The sequence below is a fragment of the Kribbella antiqua genome (assembly GCF_004345665.1).
Lineage (GTDB): Bacteria > Actinomycetota > Actinomycetes > Propionibacteriales > Kribbellaceae > Kribbella > Kribbella antiqua.
Genome location: NZ_SLWR01000007.1, coordinates 312124 through 329080 on the forward strand (window position 1 = coordinate 312124; position 16957 = coordinate 329080).

Consider the following 16957-nt stretch of genomic DNA (forward strand, 5'->3'; position numbering starts at 1 on the left):
ACGAGCAGAGGGCGGTGACCGAAACTTGTCACCGCCCTCAGCTTTTACCCGTAGTTCCGGTCGATCGACTGCGACGGGGTCGGGCTCGGCTTGGTCTCCGCGACCCGCTTGTCGGTCGGGTGCGTCCCGGGCTCGACACCCTTCAGCGTCCCGAGCAGCTCGATCTCCGACAGCGTGACGCCCTCAGCACTACCGGTCAGCACCAGTCGGTACTGCGTGTAGGCCTTCGGCGACGCCACGCTGAAGGACCGGGTGTACGACGCCCATCGCCAGCTCTCGCCCGTACGGCGATCAACGGTCGACCACGTCGTGCCGTCGTTCGACCCCTCCAGCACCCACGCCGATGGCGCCGTACCGGTGGAGCCGCTCGTCAGGGTGTACATCCCGACCGGCCGGCCCTGCGGCAGGGCGACCGTGATGGTCGGCGACGCACCCGTCAGCGTGACCTGGGTCTTCCCGTTGTCGTCGGTCAGCGCGGTCACGTCCTGGCCGCCGGCAGCAACCACCGCGCCGTCGTCCGAGGTCGAGTCTCGCCACGTCATCGGGTCCTCGCCCGGAGTCGTGATCGATGGCGGCGCGTCGTTGCGGCCGCTGCCCCAGGACGACGGCTTGTCGGTCAGCTCGAACTCGATCTTGCCGCCGCTCGCGATCAGGTCGTGCGGAAGCGCGGTGGAGGTCCACTTCTTCCCGTTCACCTTGACGCTCTTCACGTAGACGTTCTTCAAGCTGTTGCCCGGTGCGCTGATCACCAGCTTCTTGCCCCCGGGCAGCCGCACCGTCGCCTTGGTGAACAGCGGCGACCCGATCGCGTACGTCGGCGAGCCCACCTGCAGCGGGTAGAACCCGAGCATGCTGAACAGGTACCACGCGGACATCTCGCCGTTGTCCTCGTCGCCCGGGTATCCCTGCCCGATTTCCGACCCCAGGTAGAGCCGGGACAGGGCCTCACGCACCAGAGCCTGCGTCTTCCACGGCTGACCGGCGAAGTCGTACATGTAGGTGATGTGGTGCGACGGCTGGTTGCTGTGCCCGTACTGACCCATCCGTACGTCGCGGGCCTCGAGCATCTCGTGGATCGTGCCGCCGTATCCACCCGTGTGCAGCGCGTCTTCCGGCGTACTGAAGAACTCGTCGAGCTTCTTGGCCAGGCCGTCGCGGCCGCCGTAGATAGCGGCCAATCCGGCGCCGTCCTGTGGGGTGGAGAACGCCATGTTCCACGCGTTCGTCTCGGTGTAGTCGTGGCCCCAGTCGCGCGGGTCGAAGGTGCTGGGTGAGTTGCCCCAGACACCGTTCGGGTCCTTGCCCTGGAAGAAGCCGATCGCCGGGTCGAAGAGGGTGACGTAGTTGCGGGCCCGGTTCAGGAAGTACTTGTAGTTGTCCAGGTACTCCTGCTTGCGCGGGTCGTTCTTCTTCGCCGCGTCGTACAGCGCCTTCGACATGTTGGCGATGCCGAAGTCGTTGATGTATCCGTCCATCGACCAGCTGAAGCCTTCACCGGTGGTGTTGGCGGTGTAGCCGTTGAACGTGGACAGGTCGAGGCCCTTGCGCCCGACGTTCTCCGACGGCGGTACGACGGCCGCGTTCTTGAGCGCCGCGTTGTAAATCGCCTGGACGTCTGCGTCTGAAAAGCCCTTGATGCCCTTCAGGTAGGCATCGGCGAAGGCGACGTCCGAGCTGGTGCCGACCATCAGGTTCGCGTAGCCCGGTGACGACCAGCGCGAGATCCAGCCGCCGTCCTTGTACTGCTGGACGAACCCGTTCACCAGATTGGCCGCTTCGTCCTGCGCGAAGAGCGAGTACGCCGGCCACACGGTGCGGTAGGTGTCCCAGAAGCCGTTGTTCACGTACGTCTGGCCGGCCACGATCTTCGAGCCGGTGGTGGTCGGGGTGTCCGCGCCGACCTTCGGTGAGGTCGGGGACGCGTACTTGATCACCGGGTCCTTGGCCGTCCCGGTGTTCTCCGAACCGTTGTTCGGGTAGAGGAACAGGCGGTAGAGGTTCGAGTAGAGCGTGGTGAGCTGGTCGGCCGTCGCGCCCTCGACCTCGATGGTGCGCAGCTTCTCGTCCCACTGGGCCTGCGCTGCCGCCTTCACCTTGCCGAAGCTGGTCGAGCCCAGCTCGAGCTGGAGATTCTTGCGCGCCTGCTCGGTGCCGATCAGCGAGGTCGCGATCCGGAGCTGGACCTGGGTGACCTTCGGGTCGAAGGAGAAGTAGCCGCCGACATTCGCACCGCCGCCGTTCGACAGCTTGCCGGAGGCAACCACCTTCTGGTCCACCACGCCGTAGACGAAGAGTCTGCCGGCGCCGGTGGACAGGCCGCTCTTGATGTCGCTGAAGCCGGTGACCACGCCGGTTGCCGGGTCCAGGGTCAGGCCGCCGCTGTTGTTGACGTTGTCGAACACGAGCGACGGGTTCCCGTCGGGGAACGAGAACCGCAGGATCGCCGCGTGGTCGGTCGGCGCGATCTCGGCGGCGTTGCCGTTGTCGAAGGTGACGCCGTAGTAGTACGGGCGCGCGATCTCGTTGTCGTGGCTGAACGCCCAGGCCCGGGCCTTGCGGTCCGCGGTCGGCGTCGCCGCTGTGGACGGCATCACCTGGAAGGTCTGCCGGTCACCCATCCACGGGCTGGGCTCGTGGCTGATCGACAGAGCCTGCATGGTCGGCTTGTTGGCCTCGTTGTTGCCCTTGGCGTAGTCGTACAGCCAGGAGGTCGAGCCGGCGTTCGTCACCGGCGTCCAGAAGTTGAAGCCGTGCGGTACGGCGGTCGCCGGGAAGTTGTTGCCACGGGAGAACCCGCCGGTCGCGTTGGTGCCGCGAGTGGTCAGGGCGAGATCCGACGGGTGCTTGGCCGCGATCGTGCGGGCCGCAGTGTCCGGGTTGATCGCCGCGGCGATCCGGATGTCGTCGATCCAGCCGCGGAAGTCGGCCGGTCCCGACGGCTTGTCGTAGCCGACCAGGATCCGCTGGATCGTCTTGCCGGCGGCAACCTTGCCGAGATCCGCCTCGACGTTGTTCCACTGGTTCGTGGACAGACCCTTCGCGTCACCCTGACCGCGCGGGCTGAGCTCGAAGCCGTGGTGATCCTTCGCCTTCAGGTCGCTGAGGTACGTCCCGTCGGAGAACGCGAGGTCGATCGCGGCGTAGGTGCTCGGGTAGCTGAGGTCGCCCTCGGTGTGCTCGGGGAAGATCTTGTACGACAGCCGGGTGTCCTTGCCGACGGTGAGATCGACGTCGGCGATCTTGTTCCAGCTGTAGCCGCGACCCTCGGCGGTCTGATGACCGGCGTACCGGAACGACTTCACGCCGGTGAAGCCAACCCGCGCGCGAGCGTTGTAGGCGCTGCTCGGTCCGGAGTCCAGCCGCGACTCGGCGGTCGGGCCGGGCGGCGGCAGCGGCGCGCCGTTCGACAGGTACCAGTCGGCTAGCTGGACGATGTTCTCCCCGTGGTTCAGGGTGATGTCCAGCTTGAAGAACTTGTACGCCGTCTCGTTCGTGAAGCTGTACTCCTTCGTCTGGAACCGGCTCTCGAAGCTCTGCCCGGTCTGGGTGTCGAGAGTGGTCCAGTTGCTTCCGTCGTTCGAGCCCTGGACAGTCCAGTTCTGCGGGTCGCGGCCGTCGGCGTCATTGGCCGAGGTCAGTGCGTACTTGCGGATCACCACCGGCGCCGAGGTCTCGTAGACCAGCCAGCCGGTCGGCTGGAAGACCAGCCACTTGGTGAACTTGTCGCCGTCGGCCGCGTTGGTGGCGATCTCACCGGACCCGGTGTTCTCGCCGTTCGCGGTGACGTGAGTGACCTTGTCCATCTCGCTGCCGCCGATGCCGGTCGGCGTCGGGCCACGTACTCCGTCGGCGCGCTCGACCGCGTCGGTGTAGCCCGGCTGCGGTTGGCCCGGTTCGAACGAGGTGAAGAACGAAGAACCGGTCACCACCGGCTGCTCCTCTGTGGTCCTGGACGGGACGGCATTCGCTGACGTCATGGCAGTAGAGATTGTCACAACAAGACCGAGAGACGTGACGAGCCCCAGTGGGCGGCGGAAGTTCATCTAGCCCCCTTGTACGGCGTTACGCGGCCCCGATGACAAGGTTGTCAGTCCGCGTCCGGGGCGATCCTGCCCATCATGATCACCCGCGGTCAAGGGTTCGTCGCACACTGTTCGCCCGTGTCCCACCATTGGTCCGCCGGCGGTAGGTTGAAGGTCATGGACGAACGTGTGCTGGTGACCGGCGCGGCTGGGTTCATCGGGCGGGCCTTGGTGGCCGGCCTGCGGCAGCGGGGTGTACCGGTGACCGCCGTGGATCGTGAGCCGCCGGACCCGTCCTGGGACGAGGGCGTGCATGTGGTGACCGGCGACCTGGCGGACCAGGAGGTGTGTATCGCCGCCTTCGAGACGCGGCCGACGGCTGTGGTCCACTTGGCCGCGCTGACGTCAGTACTGCGGTCAGTCGACGCGCCGATGCAGACCTTCGCACAGAACGTCACGATCACCCAGGTCCTGCTGGAGCTGTCCCGCGGCAGTGGGGTCGACCGGTTCGTCCTGGCATCGACGAATGCCGTGGTCGGCAACGTCGGCACGTCCACCATTACGGCGGACCTGCCGCTGCGACCGCTCACGCCGTACGGTGCCACGAAGGCGGCCTGCGAGATGCTGCTGTCGGCGTACTCGGGTAGCTACGGGATGGCGACCGCCGCGCTGCGATTCACCAACGTCTACGGGCCGGGCATGTCGCACAAGGACAGCTTCGTGCCGCGGATGATGCGGGCTGCCCTGACCGGGACCGGCGTCCGGGTGTACGGCGACGGCCGGCAGCGGCGGGACCTCGTCTACATCGACGACGTGGTGGCGGGCGTGCTGCTGGCGCTCGACACCCGGTACGACGGCCGCGCGATCATCGGCTCGGGTCGGTCCGTGTCGGTGCTGGAGCTGGTCGAGACCGTGCGTACGGTGACCGGCTGTCCGGTCCCGGCGGAGCACATAGAGGCACCGGCGGGGGAGATGCCGGCGGTGATCGTCGACATCACCAATACCCTCGGCTACGCGCCTGCGGTGTCGCTGGAAGACGGGCTGGCCCGCACGTGGCAATACTTCCGCCAGCAGTGAGGCGCCTCCTGCGAGCACATTGGCTGCTCGCTGTGTTCTTGCTGCTCGGCACCATCCTGCGCGTACTTGCGACCATCGCCTACCGGCCGGCGATCGTCTACACGGATTCGCAGCACTACCTCGAGAACATGACGGAGCTGAAGCCAGATCAGCTCAATCCGATCGGCTACGAGTTCGTCCTGAATCCGTTGATGAAGCTAGGCGGCGGGCTCACCCTGGTCGTGGTCGTCCAGCACGTCGTCGGCCTCCTGCTCGGCGTTGCCATCTACGCACTCGCCCGCCGGCTCACGGTCTACCGCTGGCTGGCCGCAGTGGCCGCCGCTCCGCTTCTGCTCGACGCCTACCAGGTGCAGATCGAGCAGAACATCATGGCCGAGACCACCTTCGCCGTACTGCTCGTAGCCATCCTCTGGCTCCTGCTCGCACATGGTGTCCCCGGCTGGAGACGTGCCGCCGTTGCGGGTCTTCTACTAGGTGCCGCCTTCGCAGTCCGCACCATCGGCATCACCCTGCTCGTCCCAGTGGTGCTCTATCTGCTCATAGCGGGCAACGCCTGGCGCAAGAACCGTCTGCGCCTCGTACGACGTACTGCCGCAGCAGCAGCCGGCTTCGCCGTCGTCTTCAGCGCCTACGCGGTGTACTTCCACGCTGAGACCGGCCGGTGGGGCTTCACCGGCGCAGAGAACCAGGTGCTCTACGGACGGACCGCTGTGGTCGCGGACTGCTCCAAGCTGCCACTCAACGAAGGCACCAGGTTGTTCTGTCCGAAGGAGCCACTCGGACATCGGCTGGGCGTCGACAGCTACGCCCACAACCACTACGGCGACCCGAACTGGCCGGGACCGCTCCCGCCCGGCACAACCAAGCAGGCGCTGGCTACTGAGTTCGCTCGCTTAGTCATCCGGCACCAGCCGCTGGACGTGACGTGGGCAGCGCTGAAGGACTTCGCCAAGGGGTTCGCTCCCACCCGGACCTCGTCGGCGGACGACGTACCGCTGTCGCGCTGGCAGTTCCAGCTCACCTATCCGAACCTGCAGGACCCCAACACGGCGAAGGTCGTCGAGAAGTACGACGGGTCGGAGCCGCGGGTCGCACACGTTCCAGCGGCCATCCTGCGTGCGTACCAGCTCAACGGCGGCTACACCTCCGGGTCGCTGCTGGGGCTCGCCGCACTGATCGGACTGGCCGCAGCTGCTGGGTTCGGTCGGGCCAGGACGTCTGGACTCCGCGCCGCTGCTCTTCTGCCTGCTGCGGCCGGTGTGATCCTGTTGCTCGGATCAGCGGCGTTCGAGTTCTCCTGGCGCTATCAGTTGCCCGGCCTGGTCTTCTTCCCGCTGGCCGGGGCGATCGGGTTGCGGGCGTTGCTCGGCAAAGATCAGGCACGCCCGGCGATGGCGGACTTCCCCGACCACGTGGATTCCCTTGCGCTGAAGGATTTCGGCAAGCCGTCGTTCGCGCCCATCGTCGTAGTGATTGCCGCTTACAACGAAGCCGCCGGGATCGGCGCCGTACTAACGAACATGCCGCGCACCTGTGCCGGTCTGCCGGTCGATGTGCTGGTCGTCGTCGACGGTGCGACGGATGACACGGCCGATGTCGCGCGCCGGCATGGTGCCTTCGTGTGCGTTGCCCCGAGCAACCGTGGTCAAGGGGCCGCACTCCGGCTGGGCTATCACCTCGCCGCCGAGGGCGGAGCGGAGTACGTCGTGACGACCGACGCGGACGGGCAGTACGACAACGACGAGCTCGAGACACTGCTCGAGCCGATCCTGCTCGATCGCGCGGACTTCGTCACCGGGTCGCGCAGGCTTGGCGCGGAGGATGCGGACAGCCGGCTTCGCTGGGTCGGGGTCCGAGTTTTCGCCGTACTGGCGTCGATCCTGACCCGGCGGCAGCTGACCGACACGTCGTTCGGGTTCCGCGCGATGCGGGCCGAGCTGGCGACCGCGGTGACGTTGCGCGAGCCGCAGTACCAGTCGTCGGAATTGTTGCTCGGGGCACTCGCCATCGGCGCCCGGGTGGTGGAACTGCCGATGACCATGCGGCGCCGGGGCGACGGGACCAGCAAGAAAGGCCCGGGCCTGGTGTACGGCGCGAACTACGGGCGGGTGATGACGACTACGTGGCTGCGGGAGTTTGTGTTGCGACGGGGTCGGCGGCCGGAGCGGCAGGCTTGGCGAACACGTACCGGTCGAACAGTACGAACTTCAGGATGAACAGCACGCCGTACGTGCCGAGGTAGGAGCCGCTGACCAGGACGGTCTGCCAGAAGTGCGAGGCGACTCGGTCCTGCACGAGGTGGTCGGTGACGGTGGTGACGACCCCGGCAAGCACCGCGGACGTCACCACGATGATTGCGTAGGGCAACAGGTCCCGGCCGGGGCGGCCGCTGTGGCCCCAGGTCCAGTGCCGGTTCATCAGATAGCTCGGCACGGTGCCGCACACCCAGGCGACCAGCGTCGCGACGATGGGCGCCGTACCGAACCAGTAACACAGCGCGAAGGCGACCTGGCTGATCACGGTGGCGACTACCGAAGCCGCCGAATACTTCGCCCACAGCAACAATCGGGTCCGGCGCACGCCGGATCCGCCGGTTACCTTGGTCACAATGTCCATCCCGCCTATTGTGCACCCACGCACCAACCGGCGTCTCCAGTTGCGGATTCATAGCCAATTGCCAGCTAATCAGTGGGGCTGGTCACGTTACTGAGCCGGATACTCGGGATAGGAAAGACTGTGAGACAGCCACGTCCCACAAGGAAGGCGGCCGAGCCGTGCGCGTATTGGTTCTGGGCGGTGACGGTTACCTAGGGTGGCCGACAGCACTTCATCTGTCAGACAGCGGCCATGAGACGGCCGTCCTCGACAACTTCGCCCGCCGGGGTTACGACCGCGAACTGGGCGTGCAGAGCCTGGTGCCGATTCAGGACCTCGACCTCCGGATAGCGGCCTGGGAGGAAGTCTCCGGCCGGCGGATTCCGTCGTACGTCGGTGATCTGCTCGACGCCGACTTCGTCTATACCGTGCTGCGCGAGTTCGAGCCGGACGCGATCGTGCACTTCGCCGAGCAGCGGGCGGCGCCGTACTCGATGATCGACCGCGAGCACGCGGTCTACACCCAGCACAACAACGTGGTCGGCACGCTGAACCTGATGTACGCCATGGCCGAGATCAACCCGGACATCCATCTGGTCAAGCTCGGCACGATGGGCGAGTACGGGACGCCGAACATCGACATCGAGGAAGGCTGGCTCGAGGTCGAGCACAACGGGCGCAAGGACCGGATGCTCTACCCGAAGAAGCCGGGCTCGTTCTACCACCTGAGCAAGGTGCACGACTCGCACAACCTCGAGTTCGGCTGCCGGGTCTGGGGGCTGCGGGTCACCGACCTCAACCAGGGCGTCGTCTATGGGCAGCAGACCGACCAGACCGTCCGGGACGCGCGGCTGGCGACGCGGTTCGACTACGACGCCGTGTTCGGCACTGTGCTCAACCGCTTCGTCATCCAGGCCGTGCTCGGTGAGCCGCTGACCGTCTACGGCACCGGCCACCAGATCCGCGGCTTCCTGGACATCCGGGATACCGTCGAGTGCATCCGGCTCGCGGTCGAGAACCCGGCCGACGCCGGCGAGTTCCGGGTGTTCAACCAGATGACCGAGAGCTACTCGGTCGCCGAGCTCGCCCAGCACGTCGCGGACTGCTTCCCCGGCCCGGTCCAGGTCGAGCAGCTCGACAACCCGCGGGTCGAGCAGGCCGAGCACTATTACAACGTGAAGCACACCGGACTGGTCGGCCTCGGCCTGCAGCCGCACCTGCTCTCCGACACCCTGATCGACTCGATGTTCGACATCGTCGCCGCCAACAAAGACCGCGTCGACCACGCCGCCCTGCTACCGACCGTGAAGTGGCGCGGCCACCTCAAGTCCTAGACGAACAAGCAGAAGATGTGGCCGACCGGGTCGGCGTACACCCGGACGTCGGCTTGCGGCTGGAAGTCCTGCAGCCGGGCGCCGAGAGAGGTCGCGTGTTCATGCGCGGCCTCCAGGTCGTCCACCTTGAAGTCCAGGTGCAATTGCATCTGCTGCTTCTCGGTCTCACTCGGCCAGGACGGCGTCCGGTAGTTCGGCTCCAACTGGAACGACAACTTGGTGTCGTTCGGGCCGACCGCGGTCGCCCACGTCGCGTCGTCGTCATCCAGCTTCCAACCGAGCAGCTCGCAGTAGAATCTGGCGAGTTGCTGCGGGTCCGGCGCGTCCAGCACTACTCCCTTGAGTGGAATCATCTTCCTCACGCTAGCGGCGGCCACCGACAAGCAGCGTCGGCAGTACGGCGAGGAAGCGGTCCCGCCGGCCACGATCCGCCTGCTCGGCCAGCCACCCGTCGGCATCCTCCTGCGTTATCAGCGCCTTCTCGACCGCCGCCGCGGCCGCTGCATCGAGCTGTCGCGCCATCACGTCGTGGTCCGTGACCACTTCCGTGCGTACGACGACCTCCACGTCGCGGAAGCCCGCGTCGAGCAGCAGATCCCGGAGGCTGCGGGCGGCGCGTGGTGCGACGGACCGCGACTCCAGCCCGAGCAGGACGACGTCGGTCAGGTCCTGGTCGTCGCTGTCGATGAGCAGGAAGCCGTAGTCCTGCCCGCCGAGCACGATCCGTCCACCCGGACGGATCACCCTGCGGGCCTCAGCCACCGTGGGCACCGGGTCCTCGAGCAGGTGGAAGAGGCGGACCGCCCGATAGCCGTCCACCGACTCGTTCTCCAGCGGCAGCTCGTCGGAATGTGCCACGTGAAACATCGCATCGGGCATCCGCTCTCGGGCCGCCGCGATCGCCTCGGGGTCGGCGTCCACTCCGGTCACCTTCAGGCCGGCCGCCGTGAGGTCGGCGACCGCATGCCCGGCTCCGCAGCCGACGTCGACACAGATGCCGCCGGGCTTGAGGTCCAGCAGCCGGTACGACTCCGCCCGGAGCTCCACTGCTCCGGGCCGCTCCTCGATCCGTTCCAGAAAGCTCATGACTCTACGCTGCAACTTCAGGTCCACCTGAAGTCAACTGTCACATTTCCGCCCGCCACACGTCAGCCTGGGTGTCAGAACCTTTCGAGCCAGGAGGCCGGAGATGAAGTTCGCCAAGACAGTCGTGTACGTCGAGGACGCCAAGGCGTCGATCGAGTTCTTCGAGCGTGCGTTCGGGTGGAAGGGCACGTACTGGGACCAGGGTGCCGGTGAGGTGGAGGCCGGAGAGACCAAGATCGCGTTCGCGAACTACGCGGTCGGTCAGAGTCACCTGCCGGAGCCGCACACGGTCGGCAAGCCCGGCACGGTCGCGTTCGAGCTCTCGCTGGTCAGCGACGACGTCGACGGCGACTTCCGGCGGGCCGTCGAGGCAGGCGCGGAGCCGCTGAAGGAGCCGGAGAAGATGCCGTGGGGGCAGGTTTCGTCGTACCTCCGCTGCCCCGACGGCACCATCATCGATCTCGCGTCGCCTGCCGGCTACTAGTCCATCGACACCTTGTCGAAGTTGGTGGTGGTGTAGCGGACGTCGACGGTCACCTCGTCGCCGACCGCAGGCGGTGCCACTGACGACGGCAGGAACAGCATGCTGGCCTGCATGTGCGGAGGCTCGGCGAACCAGCGCTGCTTGCCCTCTATCGTGAACGGCGACAGCGCCATGCCGGCCGCGTCCAGGCTGCCCTTCGCCATCGCGATCGCCCGCTGACGAACCGTGGCCGCCGCGGTCGGCGCCTCCAGGCCGACACCATGCGCGGTCCCGCCCGAGACCACCAGGATGTGACCGTCACCGCTGACCCGGCGCTGCCGGTAGCCGACCCGCTCACCGCGGCGAACGGAGTGCACGTCGAGCACAGTCGCCTGCACCGACAGCGCGCCGCGATCGCCGAGCCACAGCCCGGTGCCCATCCGCAGCTTCACGTTCTCGCCGATGTCGGTCAGCTTCTGCGACGGAACGTGCGACACCCACAACGGACCTCGCCGTACCGCCTGGGCCGCCTTGCCGAGCTCCTGGGCCTCGCGGAGGTTGGCCGACGTACCGCCGGCACCCATCGGGAAGTGCAGTGACCAGCCTTCGAACCTGATTCGGTCGAGCGCGTTGAGCAGCATCGTGTGCCGGAGTTCGCGGGCCCCGATCCCGTGCCGCCGCATCGAGGTCATCACCTCGATCAGCACCCGGCTGCCGGCCGGGATCGACACCAGGTCGGCCAGCCGGCTGACCGTGTGGATCACGTTCTTGCTCTGCGGGATTTCCAGGAACGGCCGCCACGGCGACAGTACGACGACGTCCTCACGCGGGTCGGGTGGCACCTCGAAGTACGTGCCGACCGCGACGGTCCGGGCGCCGAGGGCGCGCGACTCGGCCAGCAGGCGCTGGTTGCCGAAGCCGTAGCCGTTGCCCTTGGCGACCGGGATGATGTCGGGGTTCCACGTGGAACGGAGGTGTTCGCGCCATCGATCGGAATCGACGTGCAGGACTAAGGGCATGGTGTCAACGCCGTCTCATGTAGAGGTCGAATGCGGTGTAGAGCGCCTTGTTCAACGGCAGATCCCACTCACCGACGTACTCGACGGCCTCGCCGCCGGTGCCGACCTTGAACTGGATCAACCCGACGTGCGGGTCGTTCGGGTCCAAGGTGTCGGTGATGCCCCGTAGGTCGTACACGGACGCGCCCGCCGCGAGTGCGTCCGACATCATTCGCCACTGGATCGCGTTGGATCCACGGACGTCTCGCTTGGCGGTCGAGCTGGCCCCGTAGGAGTACCAGGAGTGACCGCCGACCCGGACCCAGATCGTCGACGCGACCAGATCGCCTTCGTGATAGGCGTTGTAGATCCGGAAGTCACAGCAGTCGGCGGGCTGGTTCGCCATCGCCGCGTGCATCTTCTCGAAGTACGGCAGCGGCCGCGGGGTGAAGTGGTCCCGCTCGGCCGTCTCGAGGTACAAAGCATGGAACGCCTTCAGGTCCTCGACGCCGCCCTGCGTCACCTCGACGCCGGCCTTCTCGGCCTTCTTGATGTTGCGCCGCCAGAGCTGGTTCATGCCCTTGAGCAGGTCGTCCTGGTTGCGGCCGGCCAGCGGGACCTGGAAGACGTACTGCGGCTGTCCGGCCGCGAAGCCTTCGCCGACGCGCGGCGCCTTCCAGCCGAGCGCCCGCAGTTGCTCGGCGACTCTGGCACCGGACGGCTCGATCGCGTCCGCGCGTACGTCGCCGAGCTTCGGCTGCTGGCCGGCGGCGATCGCGTCCTTGATCGTCTTCGCGCCCCAGCGCCGAGTCGCCACCGGCGGGCCCATCCGGACGCCGAAGGCGCCCTGCTGCTGGGTGTGCGCGGCGAGCGGGCGCAGGTACCGGCCGAGGTCGATCGCGTCCCAGTCGATCACCGGACCTTCGGGCAGATAGGCGAGGTACCGCTTCACCTTCGGCATCTGCCGGTAGAGCACCAGACCGGCGCCGACGAGTTCGTCCGGCTTGGCCGGGTCGTACCAGCCGAGCGACTCCGCCTTCCACTCGCTCTTCACCGCCGCCCACCCAGGGGTCTGCAGGAAGCTCGCCGACGGTTGCGTCGCGATGTACGCGGCATGGTCGTCGGCCGAGATGGTCCGGATACTCAAGTCACTCACGGTCGGTCAGGTTACCGGCCCGGAGCCTCAGACCGTAGCCGAGCCGGTGTCCTGCCGCACTCACCTTGAGCACGCACCAACCACCAAGAGCCCCTCGAAATGGTTGAGCTGTGCTCAAGGTCGTGCGGTCAGCGTGCCAGCAGCTGCTCCGAGAGGTCCCAGAGGCGGGTGGCAGATTCGGGGTCGAGCGCGTAGGCCGCGACGCCACTGAATTCCTCACCGGTGTTGGGCACGGCCTCGTTGTTGTCCTCGAAGTACCGGCCAGTGACGCCATCGATCAGCGGCGACGCGGCGAGCAGCACCGAGGTCGACGCACCCTGCTCAGTGGTCTTCCACTGGAACCTGTCCCAGCCCTTCTGCGCCTCAGGGTCCACATGCCGCTGCAAGGCGGTCCGGATTCCGCCTGGCATCAGTGCGTTGGCGATGATCCCGTCACTCGCCCACCGCTTGGCCGCCTCGACGGCGAACAGCACGTTGGCCGTCTTCGACTGCCCGTACGCCGCCCATTCGTCGTACGGGCGGTTGTCGAAGTGGAGGTCGTCGAAGACGACGTCCGAGCGCAGATGCGCGCTGGAGCTGACAGAGACGATGCGGGCGTTGCCTGCTTGTGTCAGCGCTTCGTGCAGGCCGACTGTGAGGCCGAAGTGGCCAAGATGGTTGGTGGCGAACTGGTGCTCCCAGCCTTCGGGGGTGCGGTTGAGCGGCTCGGCCATCACGCCGGCGTTGTTCACCAGGATGTGCAGCGGGCCGGTCCAGTTCTTGGCGAACGCCTGCACCGACTCGCGGTCGGCGAGCTCGAGCGGCGCGACGAAGACGTGGTTGTTGCCGGTCGTCTCGATGATGTCCGCCGCGGTGCGTTCGCCGGCGGCGGTGTTGCGTACGGCGAGGGTGACCTCGGCGCCCGCGGACGCGAGGGCCCGGGCGGTCTCGACGCCGATGCCAGACGCGCCGCCGGTGACGACCGCGCGGCGGCCGGTGAGGTCGACGCCGGCGATCACGTCGGCGGCTGTCGAGTCATGCGTGAAAGGAGTAGTGATCCTGCTCATCAGGGTTCCTGTTCTGCGAGCTACGCTGTAACCGGAGGAACCTCCGGATGAATCCAGTTAACTGGAGGGACCTCCGGTTATCAAGTCCGCTAGGTTTGCTGGTTCGAGGAACGGTGTGAGGAGGGGGAGATGACGGGGACGGGCGGCCGCCCGCTGCGCGCCGACGCACAGCGCAACCGGGACCAGATCCTGGCCGCCGCGGCGCGGGCGTTCTCGACGTGCGGGCTGGAGGCGACGCTGGAGGGCATCGCGAGGGACGCCGGCGTCGGCATCGGCACGCTCTACCGCCACTTCCCGACCCGCGAGCTGCTGATCGAGGCGGCATACCGGAACGAGCTCGCCGCGGTCTGCGACGCCGCGCCCGAGCTGCTCGACTCGCTCCCACCGGCCGAGGCGCTGCGGGCCTGGATGGGGCGCTTCATCGACTACATGACCCGCAAGCTGGGCATGGCCGACGCGCTCCGCGCCGTCACCGCCTCCGGCGCCAACCCGTACGCCCAGAGCCTCGAACTCCTGGTCGGCGCGATCAAGCCACTCCTGGAATCCGGCGCCGCCTCCGGCGAACTCCGCTCCGACGTCTCCGCCGAGGACGTACTCGTCAGCATCAGCGGCGTGGCCCTGGCCACCGGCAAGAACCGCGACCAGGCTGATCGCGCACTTGATCTCCTGCTGGACGGCCTTCGCTACCGCAGCTCCTAAGCTTGCGCGGTGCAGAAGGTCGCGTTGGTTACTGGTTCGGCATCGGGGATCGGAGCGGCGACGGCTCGCCGGTTGACGGCGGACGGCATGGTGGTCGCCGTTCATTCGCGGTCCAGTCGCGAGGCTGGCGAGGCCTTGGCCGAGGAGCTTGGTGGGGCTTATTTCCAGGCCGATCTGGGTGTCGATGTTGAGGCGGCTGAGCTGGTGCCGCGGGTGATGCGCGAGTACGGGCGTCTCGACGTACTGGTGAACAACGCCGGGATCAGCTGGCCGGTGCCGCATGCGGAGCTGGACGCGTTGACCGCTGACGACTGGCGCCGGCTGCTCGACGTGAACCTGATCGCGCCATGGTTGTTGTGTACGGCGGCGTTGCCGGCGCTGCGCGAGTCCGGCGGATCCATCGTGAATGTGACCAGCCACGCCGGCGTCCGGCCGAAGGGCAGCTCGATCGCGTACGCCGCTTCGAAGGCCGCGCTGAACCACGTCACGAAGTTGCTGGCCGCGGCGCTCGGGCCTGAGGTTCGGGTCAACGCGGTGGCGCCCGGACTCGTCGACACAGCCATGACAGCGGACTGGACCGCGGCTCAGGAGCTGTGGAAAACCTCGAGCCCGATGCGCCGCGCGGCTCAGCCCGCGGACGTCGCCGACCTCATCTCGGCACTTGTCCACAACACCTATGTCACCGGCGAAGTAGTCCTCTTGGACGGTGGTCTCAACCTGCGCTGATTCTGTCGGTGAGCACTCCTACGATCGCGGGATGTCTTTGGGTCGAGACTTTCGCCGGTTGTGGGTCGCATTCACCGTCAGCGCGATCGGATCGGCGGTCGGCCTCGGCGCCTTGCCGCTGATCGCCGTACTCGCGCTGGATGCCAGCACCTTTCAGGTCTCCATGCTCGCGGCGTTGTCGGCGCTCGCCGGTGCCGCGATCGCGTTGCCGATGGGCGATGTCATCGAGCAGCGGCGGAAGCGGCCGGTGATGATCACCGCGGATCTGGTCCGCTTCGTCGTACTGCTCTCGGTCCCGGTCGCGGCGGCGTTCGGCGTACTGACTTATCCACAGCTGTGCGTGGTTGGCGTCCTCCAGGCCGCCGCGTTGATCGCGTTCCAGGCGGCGAGTGGCGCGCATCTGAAGGCGCTGGTCCCGGCCGAGGGGCGGGCCGAGGCGAACAGCCGGTTCGAGCAGACGAACTGGATCTCGCTGAGCATCGGTCCGGCGATCGGCGGTGCGCTGGTCAGTCTCGTCGGTGCGACCGCAACCCTGGCGGTCGACGCGGTGTCGTTCCTGGGCTCGGCGCTCGGCATCCGGCGGATCCAGCAGCCCGAGTCGGAACCGGTACGGCGGGACGGCAAGGCGGACATCACCGCGGGGTGGCGGTACATCCTTCGCCATCGGGGACTGGCGGCACTGTTCTGGACCTCGCAACTGTTCGGCGGGCCGGTGATGATGACGTCGCCGCTGCTGACGGTGTTCATGCTGCGCGACCTCGGGCTGGCGCCGTGGAGCTACGGGGTGATGCTCGCTGTGTCGTGTCTGGGTGGGGTGCTGGGCGCGCGGCTCGCGCCCTGGCTCACCGGCCGGTACGGACTGCATTGGATGCTGCTGGTGTTCGGCGTACTGCGGACTCCGTGGCTGTTGCTGTTCCCGTTGGCGCCGGATGGCTGGGGTGGATTCGTGCTGATCACCGCGGCCGAGACTTGCTTGCTGGTGGCCGCCGGTGCGTTCAACCCGTCGTTCGCGACGTACCGGATGGAGGTCACGGAGGACGGGTTCATGGCGCGGGTGGTGGGCGCGTGGTCGATCAGCTCGCGGTGTGTGCAGCCTGCGTTCATGGCACTGGGCGGCGTACTCGCGGCCTTGATCGGTCTGCGGGGTGCGCTGTGGGTCGCGGGCGCGTGTTGTCTGCTCAGCGCCTTCGTCCTGCCGTGGCGGGCGGCTAGACCAGCCCCATTGCCTGAGCCAGTCTGACCAGGTTGCCCATGATGCCGTCGGGCTGGGCGTCGAGGTAGGCGATCGCCTTGTCCGGCGGCAGGACCAGGACCTCCACCACCTGCTCGCCGTCGTCCGGGTTGGTGGGCTCCTGCTCGATGACGACGTCCGTGACGAAGTTGGCCCAGTACGAGACCGGGTGTGGCAGGTGCGGGCGGTATGGCTCGGGGCGGCGGTGCTCGGCCCGGTGGGCGCCGAGCCAGGTCATCGGCCCGGTCAGCCGGGCGCCGGCCTCCTCGAGCAGTTCGCGGTGGACGATCTGCTCGATCGTCTCGCCGGGTTCGCGCGTTCCGCCCGGCAGGAACCGCCAGCCCAGGTCGTTGCCACAGACAACAATGCCGCCGTCGGTCCGGCCGATCACGTGCACATTGCTGATCAGCTCGTCCGGCGGTTCCTCGGTGGAGAAGCGGACGTCGAGCTCGCCCCAGGCCCAGTAGTCCGGTGCGAAGAGTTCGGGAAACCGCTCGGGCCAGGTCTGCATGCGGGCCATTCTC

Annotated in this window: 15 protein-coding genes; 7 read left to right on the top strand and 8 right to left on the bottom strand. The window is 67.3% G+C overall.

Features of this window, described 5'->3' with window-relative positions; translation table 11 throughout:
• Positions 1-44: 44 nt before the first annotated feature.
• A complete protein-coding gene (locus EV646_RS21545; RefSeq protein WP_241996226.1) occupies positions 45-3977 on the bottom strand; it encodes a GH92 family glycosyl hydrolase in 3933 nt (1310 codons plus the stop codon).
• Between the two features lie 222 nt (positions 3978-4199).
• On the opposite strand from EV646_RS21545, the gene EV646_RS21550 reads away from it, so the two are divergent.
• Both EV646_RS21550 and EV646_RS21555 read left to right on the top strand, forming a co-directional pair.
• Positions 4200-5099, top strand: coding sequence for an NAD-dependent epimerase/dehydratase family protein (locus EV646_RS21550; RefSeq protein WP_241996227.1), 900 nt, complete (start codon positions 4200-4202; stop codon positions 5097-5099).
• Positions 5096-7315: a glycosyltransferase family 2 protein gene (locus EV646_RS21555; RefSeq protein WP_132151268.1), complete on the top strand. Its 2220-nt coding sequence runs from the start codon at positions 5096-5098 to the stop codon at positions 7313-7315. Before EV646_RS21550 ends, EV646_RS21555 begins: the two co-directional genes overlap by 4 nt.
• Here the strand turns inward: EV646_RS21555 and EV646_RS21560 are convergent.
• Positions 7218-7715, bottom strand: coding sequence for a GtrA family protein (locus tag EV646_RS21560; RefSeq protein ID WP_132151270.1), 498 nt, complete (start codon positions 7713-7715; stop codon positions 7218-7220). The genes EV646_RS21555 and EV646_RS21560 overlap by 98 nt on opposite strands.
• A gap of 158 nt (positions 7716-7873) precedes the next feature.
• Here EV646_RS21560 and EV646_RS21565 point away from each other — a divergent pair, with 158 nt between their 5' ends.
• A complete protein-coding gene (locus EV646_RS21565) occupies positions 7874-9028 on the top strand; it encodes an NAD-dependent epimerase/dehydratase family protein (RefSeq protein WP_132151272.1) in 1155 nt (384 codons plus the stop codon).
• Here EV646_RS21565 and EV646_RS21570 read toward each other — a convergent pair.
• Both EV646_RS21570 and EV646_RS21575 read right to left on the bottom strand, forming a co-directional pair.
• Positions 9025-9381, bottom strand: a complete 357-nt coding sequence (locus EV646_RS21570) for a VOC family protein (protein WP_132151274.1) — start codon at positions 9379-9381, stop codon at positions 9025-9027. The genes EV646_RS21565 and EV646_RS21570 overlap by 4 nt on opposite strands.
• 10 nt (positions 9382-9391) lie before the next feature.
• Positions 9392-10114, bottom strand: coding sequence for a methyltransferase domain-containing protein (locus tag EV646_RS21575; protein WP_132151276.1), 723 nt, complete (start codon positions 10112-10114; stop codon positions 9392-9394).
• Positions 10115-10217: 103 nt separating this feature from the next.
• Here EV646_RS21575 and EV646_RS21580 point away from each other — a divergent pair, with 103 nt between their 5' ends.
• Positions 10218-10598 carry a VOC family protein gene (locus tag EV646_RS21580; protein ID WP_132151278.1) on the top strand — a complete coding sequence of 127 codons (381 nt, stop codon included), beginning with the start codon at positions 10218-10220 and terminating at the stop codon, positions 10596-10598.
• Here EV646_RS21580 and EV646_RS21585 read toward each other — a convergent pair.
• The 3 genes from EV646_RS21585 to EV646_RS21595 all read right to left on the bottom strand — a co-directional run bounded on the left by EV646_RS21585 (position 10595) and on the right by EV646_RS21595 (position 13777).
• A complete protein-coding gene (locus tag EV646_RS21585) occupies positions 10595-11596 on the bottom strand; it encodes an alanine racemase (protein WP_132151280.1) in 1002 nt (333 codons plus the stop codon). The genes EV646_RS21580 and EV646_RS21585 overlap by 4 nt on opposite strands.
• A gap of 4 nt (positions 11597-11600) precedes the next feature.
• On the bottom strand, positions 11601-12731 hold the full coding sequence (locus EV646_RS21590) for a lipid II:glycine glycyltransferase FemX (protein WP_132151282.1): 1131 nt from the start codon (positions 12729-12731) through the stop codon (positions 11601-11603).
• A gap of 128 nt (positions 12732-12859) precedes the next feature.
• The gene (locus tag EV646_RS21595) at positions 12860-13777 is read right to left on the bottom strand and encodes an SDR family NAD(P)-dependent oxidoreductase (RefSeq protein WP_199237106.1); all 918 of its coding nucleotides are present in this window, start codon (positions 13775-13777) and stop codon (positions 12860-12862) included.
• A 129-nt stretch (positions 13778-13906) separates the two neighbouring features.
• On the opposite strand from EV646_RS21595, the gene EV646_RS21600 reads away from it, so the two are divergent.
• From EV646_RS21600 to EV646_RS21610, 3 genes are read left to right on the top strand one after another with little or no spacing between them, the layout of a single operon-like run.
• Positions 13907-14476, top strand: a complete 570-nt coding sequence (locus tag EV646_RS21600; protein ID WP_132151286.1) for a TetR/AcrR family transcriptional regulator — start codon at positions 13907-13909, stop codon at positions 14474-14476.
• Between the two features lie 9 nt (positions 14477-14485).
• The gene (locus EV646_RS21605) at positions 14486-15202 is read left to right on the top strand and encodes an SDR family NAD(P)-dependent oxidoreductase (RefSeq protein WP_132151288.1); all 717 of its coding nucleotides are present in this window, start codon (positions 14486-14488) and stop codon (positions 15200-15202) included.
• 31 nt (positions 15203-15233) lie between these two features.
• Positions 15234-16442, top strand: coding sequence for an MFS transporter (locus EV646_RS21610; RefSeq protein WP_132151290.1), 1209 nt, complete (start codon positions 15234-15236; stop codon positions 16440-16442).
• On the opposite strand, the gene EV646_RS21615 is transcribed toward EV646_RS21610, so the two are convergent.
• Positions 16411-16944, bottom strand: coding sequence for an NUDIX hydrolase (locus EV646_RS21615; protein WP_132151292.1), 534 nt, complete (start codon positions 16942-16944; stop codon positions 16411-16413). The genes EV646_RS21610 and EV646_RS21615 overlap by 32 nt on opposite strands.
• Between the last annotated feature and the right edge of the window lie 13 nt (positions 16945-16957).

Coding starts and splice junctions, on each gene's coding strand:
- EV646_RS21575 (WP_132151276.1), bottom strand. CDS start 10,114: ATGAGCTTTCTGGAACGGATCGAGGAGCGGCCCGGAGCAGTGGAGCTC.
- EV646_RS21585 (WP_132151280.1), bottom strand. CDS start 11,596: ATGCCCTTAGTCCTGCACGTCGATTCCGATCGATGGCGCGAACACCTC.
- EV646_RS21560 (WP_132151270.1), bottom strand. CDS start 7,715: ATGGACATTGTGACCAAGGTAACCGGCGGATCCGGCGTGCGCCGGACC.
- EV646_RS21545 (WP_241996226.1), bottom strand. CDS start 3,977: ATGACGTCAGCGAATGCCGTCCCGTCCAGGACCACAGAGGAGCAGCCG.
- EV646_RS21580 (WP_132151278.1), top strand. CDS start 10,218: ATGAAGTTCGCCAAGACAGTCGTGTACGTCGAGGACGCCAAGGCGTCG.
- EV646_RS21615 (WP_132151292.1), bottom strand. CDS start 16,944: ATGCAGACCTGGCCCGAGCGGTTTCCCGAACTCTTCGCACCGGACTAC.
- EV646_RS21600 (WP_132151286.1), top strand. CDS start 13,907: ATGACGGGGACGGGCGGCCGCCCGCTGCGCGCCGACGCACAGCGCAAC.
- EV646_RS21610 (WP_132151290.1), top strand. CDS start 15,234: ATGTCTTTGGGTCGAGACTTTCGCCGGTTGTGGGTCGCATTCACCGTC.
- EV646_RS21595 (WP_199237106.1), bottom strand. CDS start 13,777: ATGAGCAGGATCACTACTCCTTTCACGCATGACTCGACAGCCGCCGAC.
- EV646_RS21550 (WP_241996227.1), top strand. CDS start 4,200: ATGGACGAACGTGTGCTGGTGACCGGCGCGGCTGGGTTCATCGGGCGG.
- EV646_RS21570 (WP_132151274.1), bottom strand. CDS start 9,381: ATGATTCCACTCAAGGGAGTAGTGCTGGACGCGCCGGACCCGCAGCAA.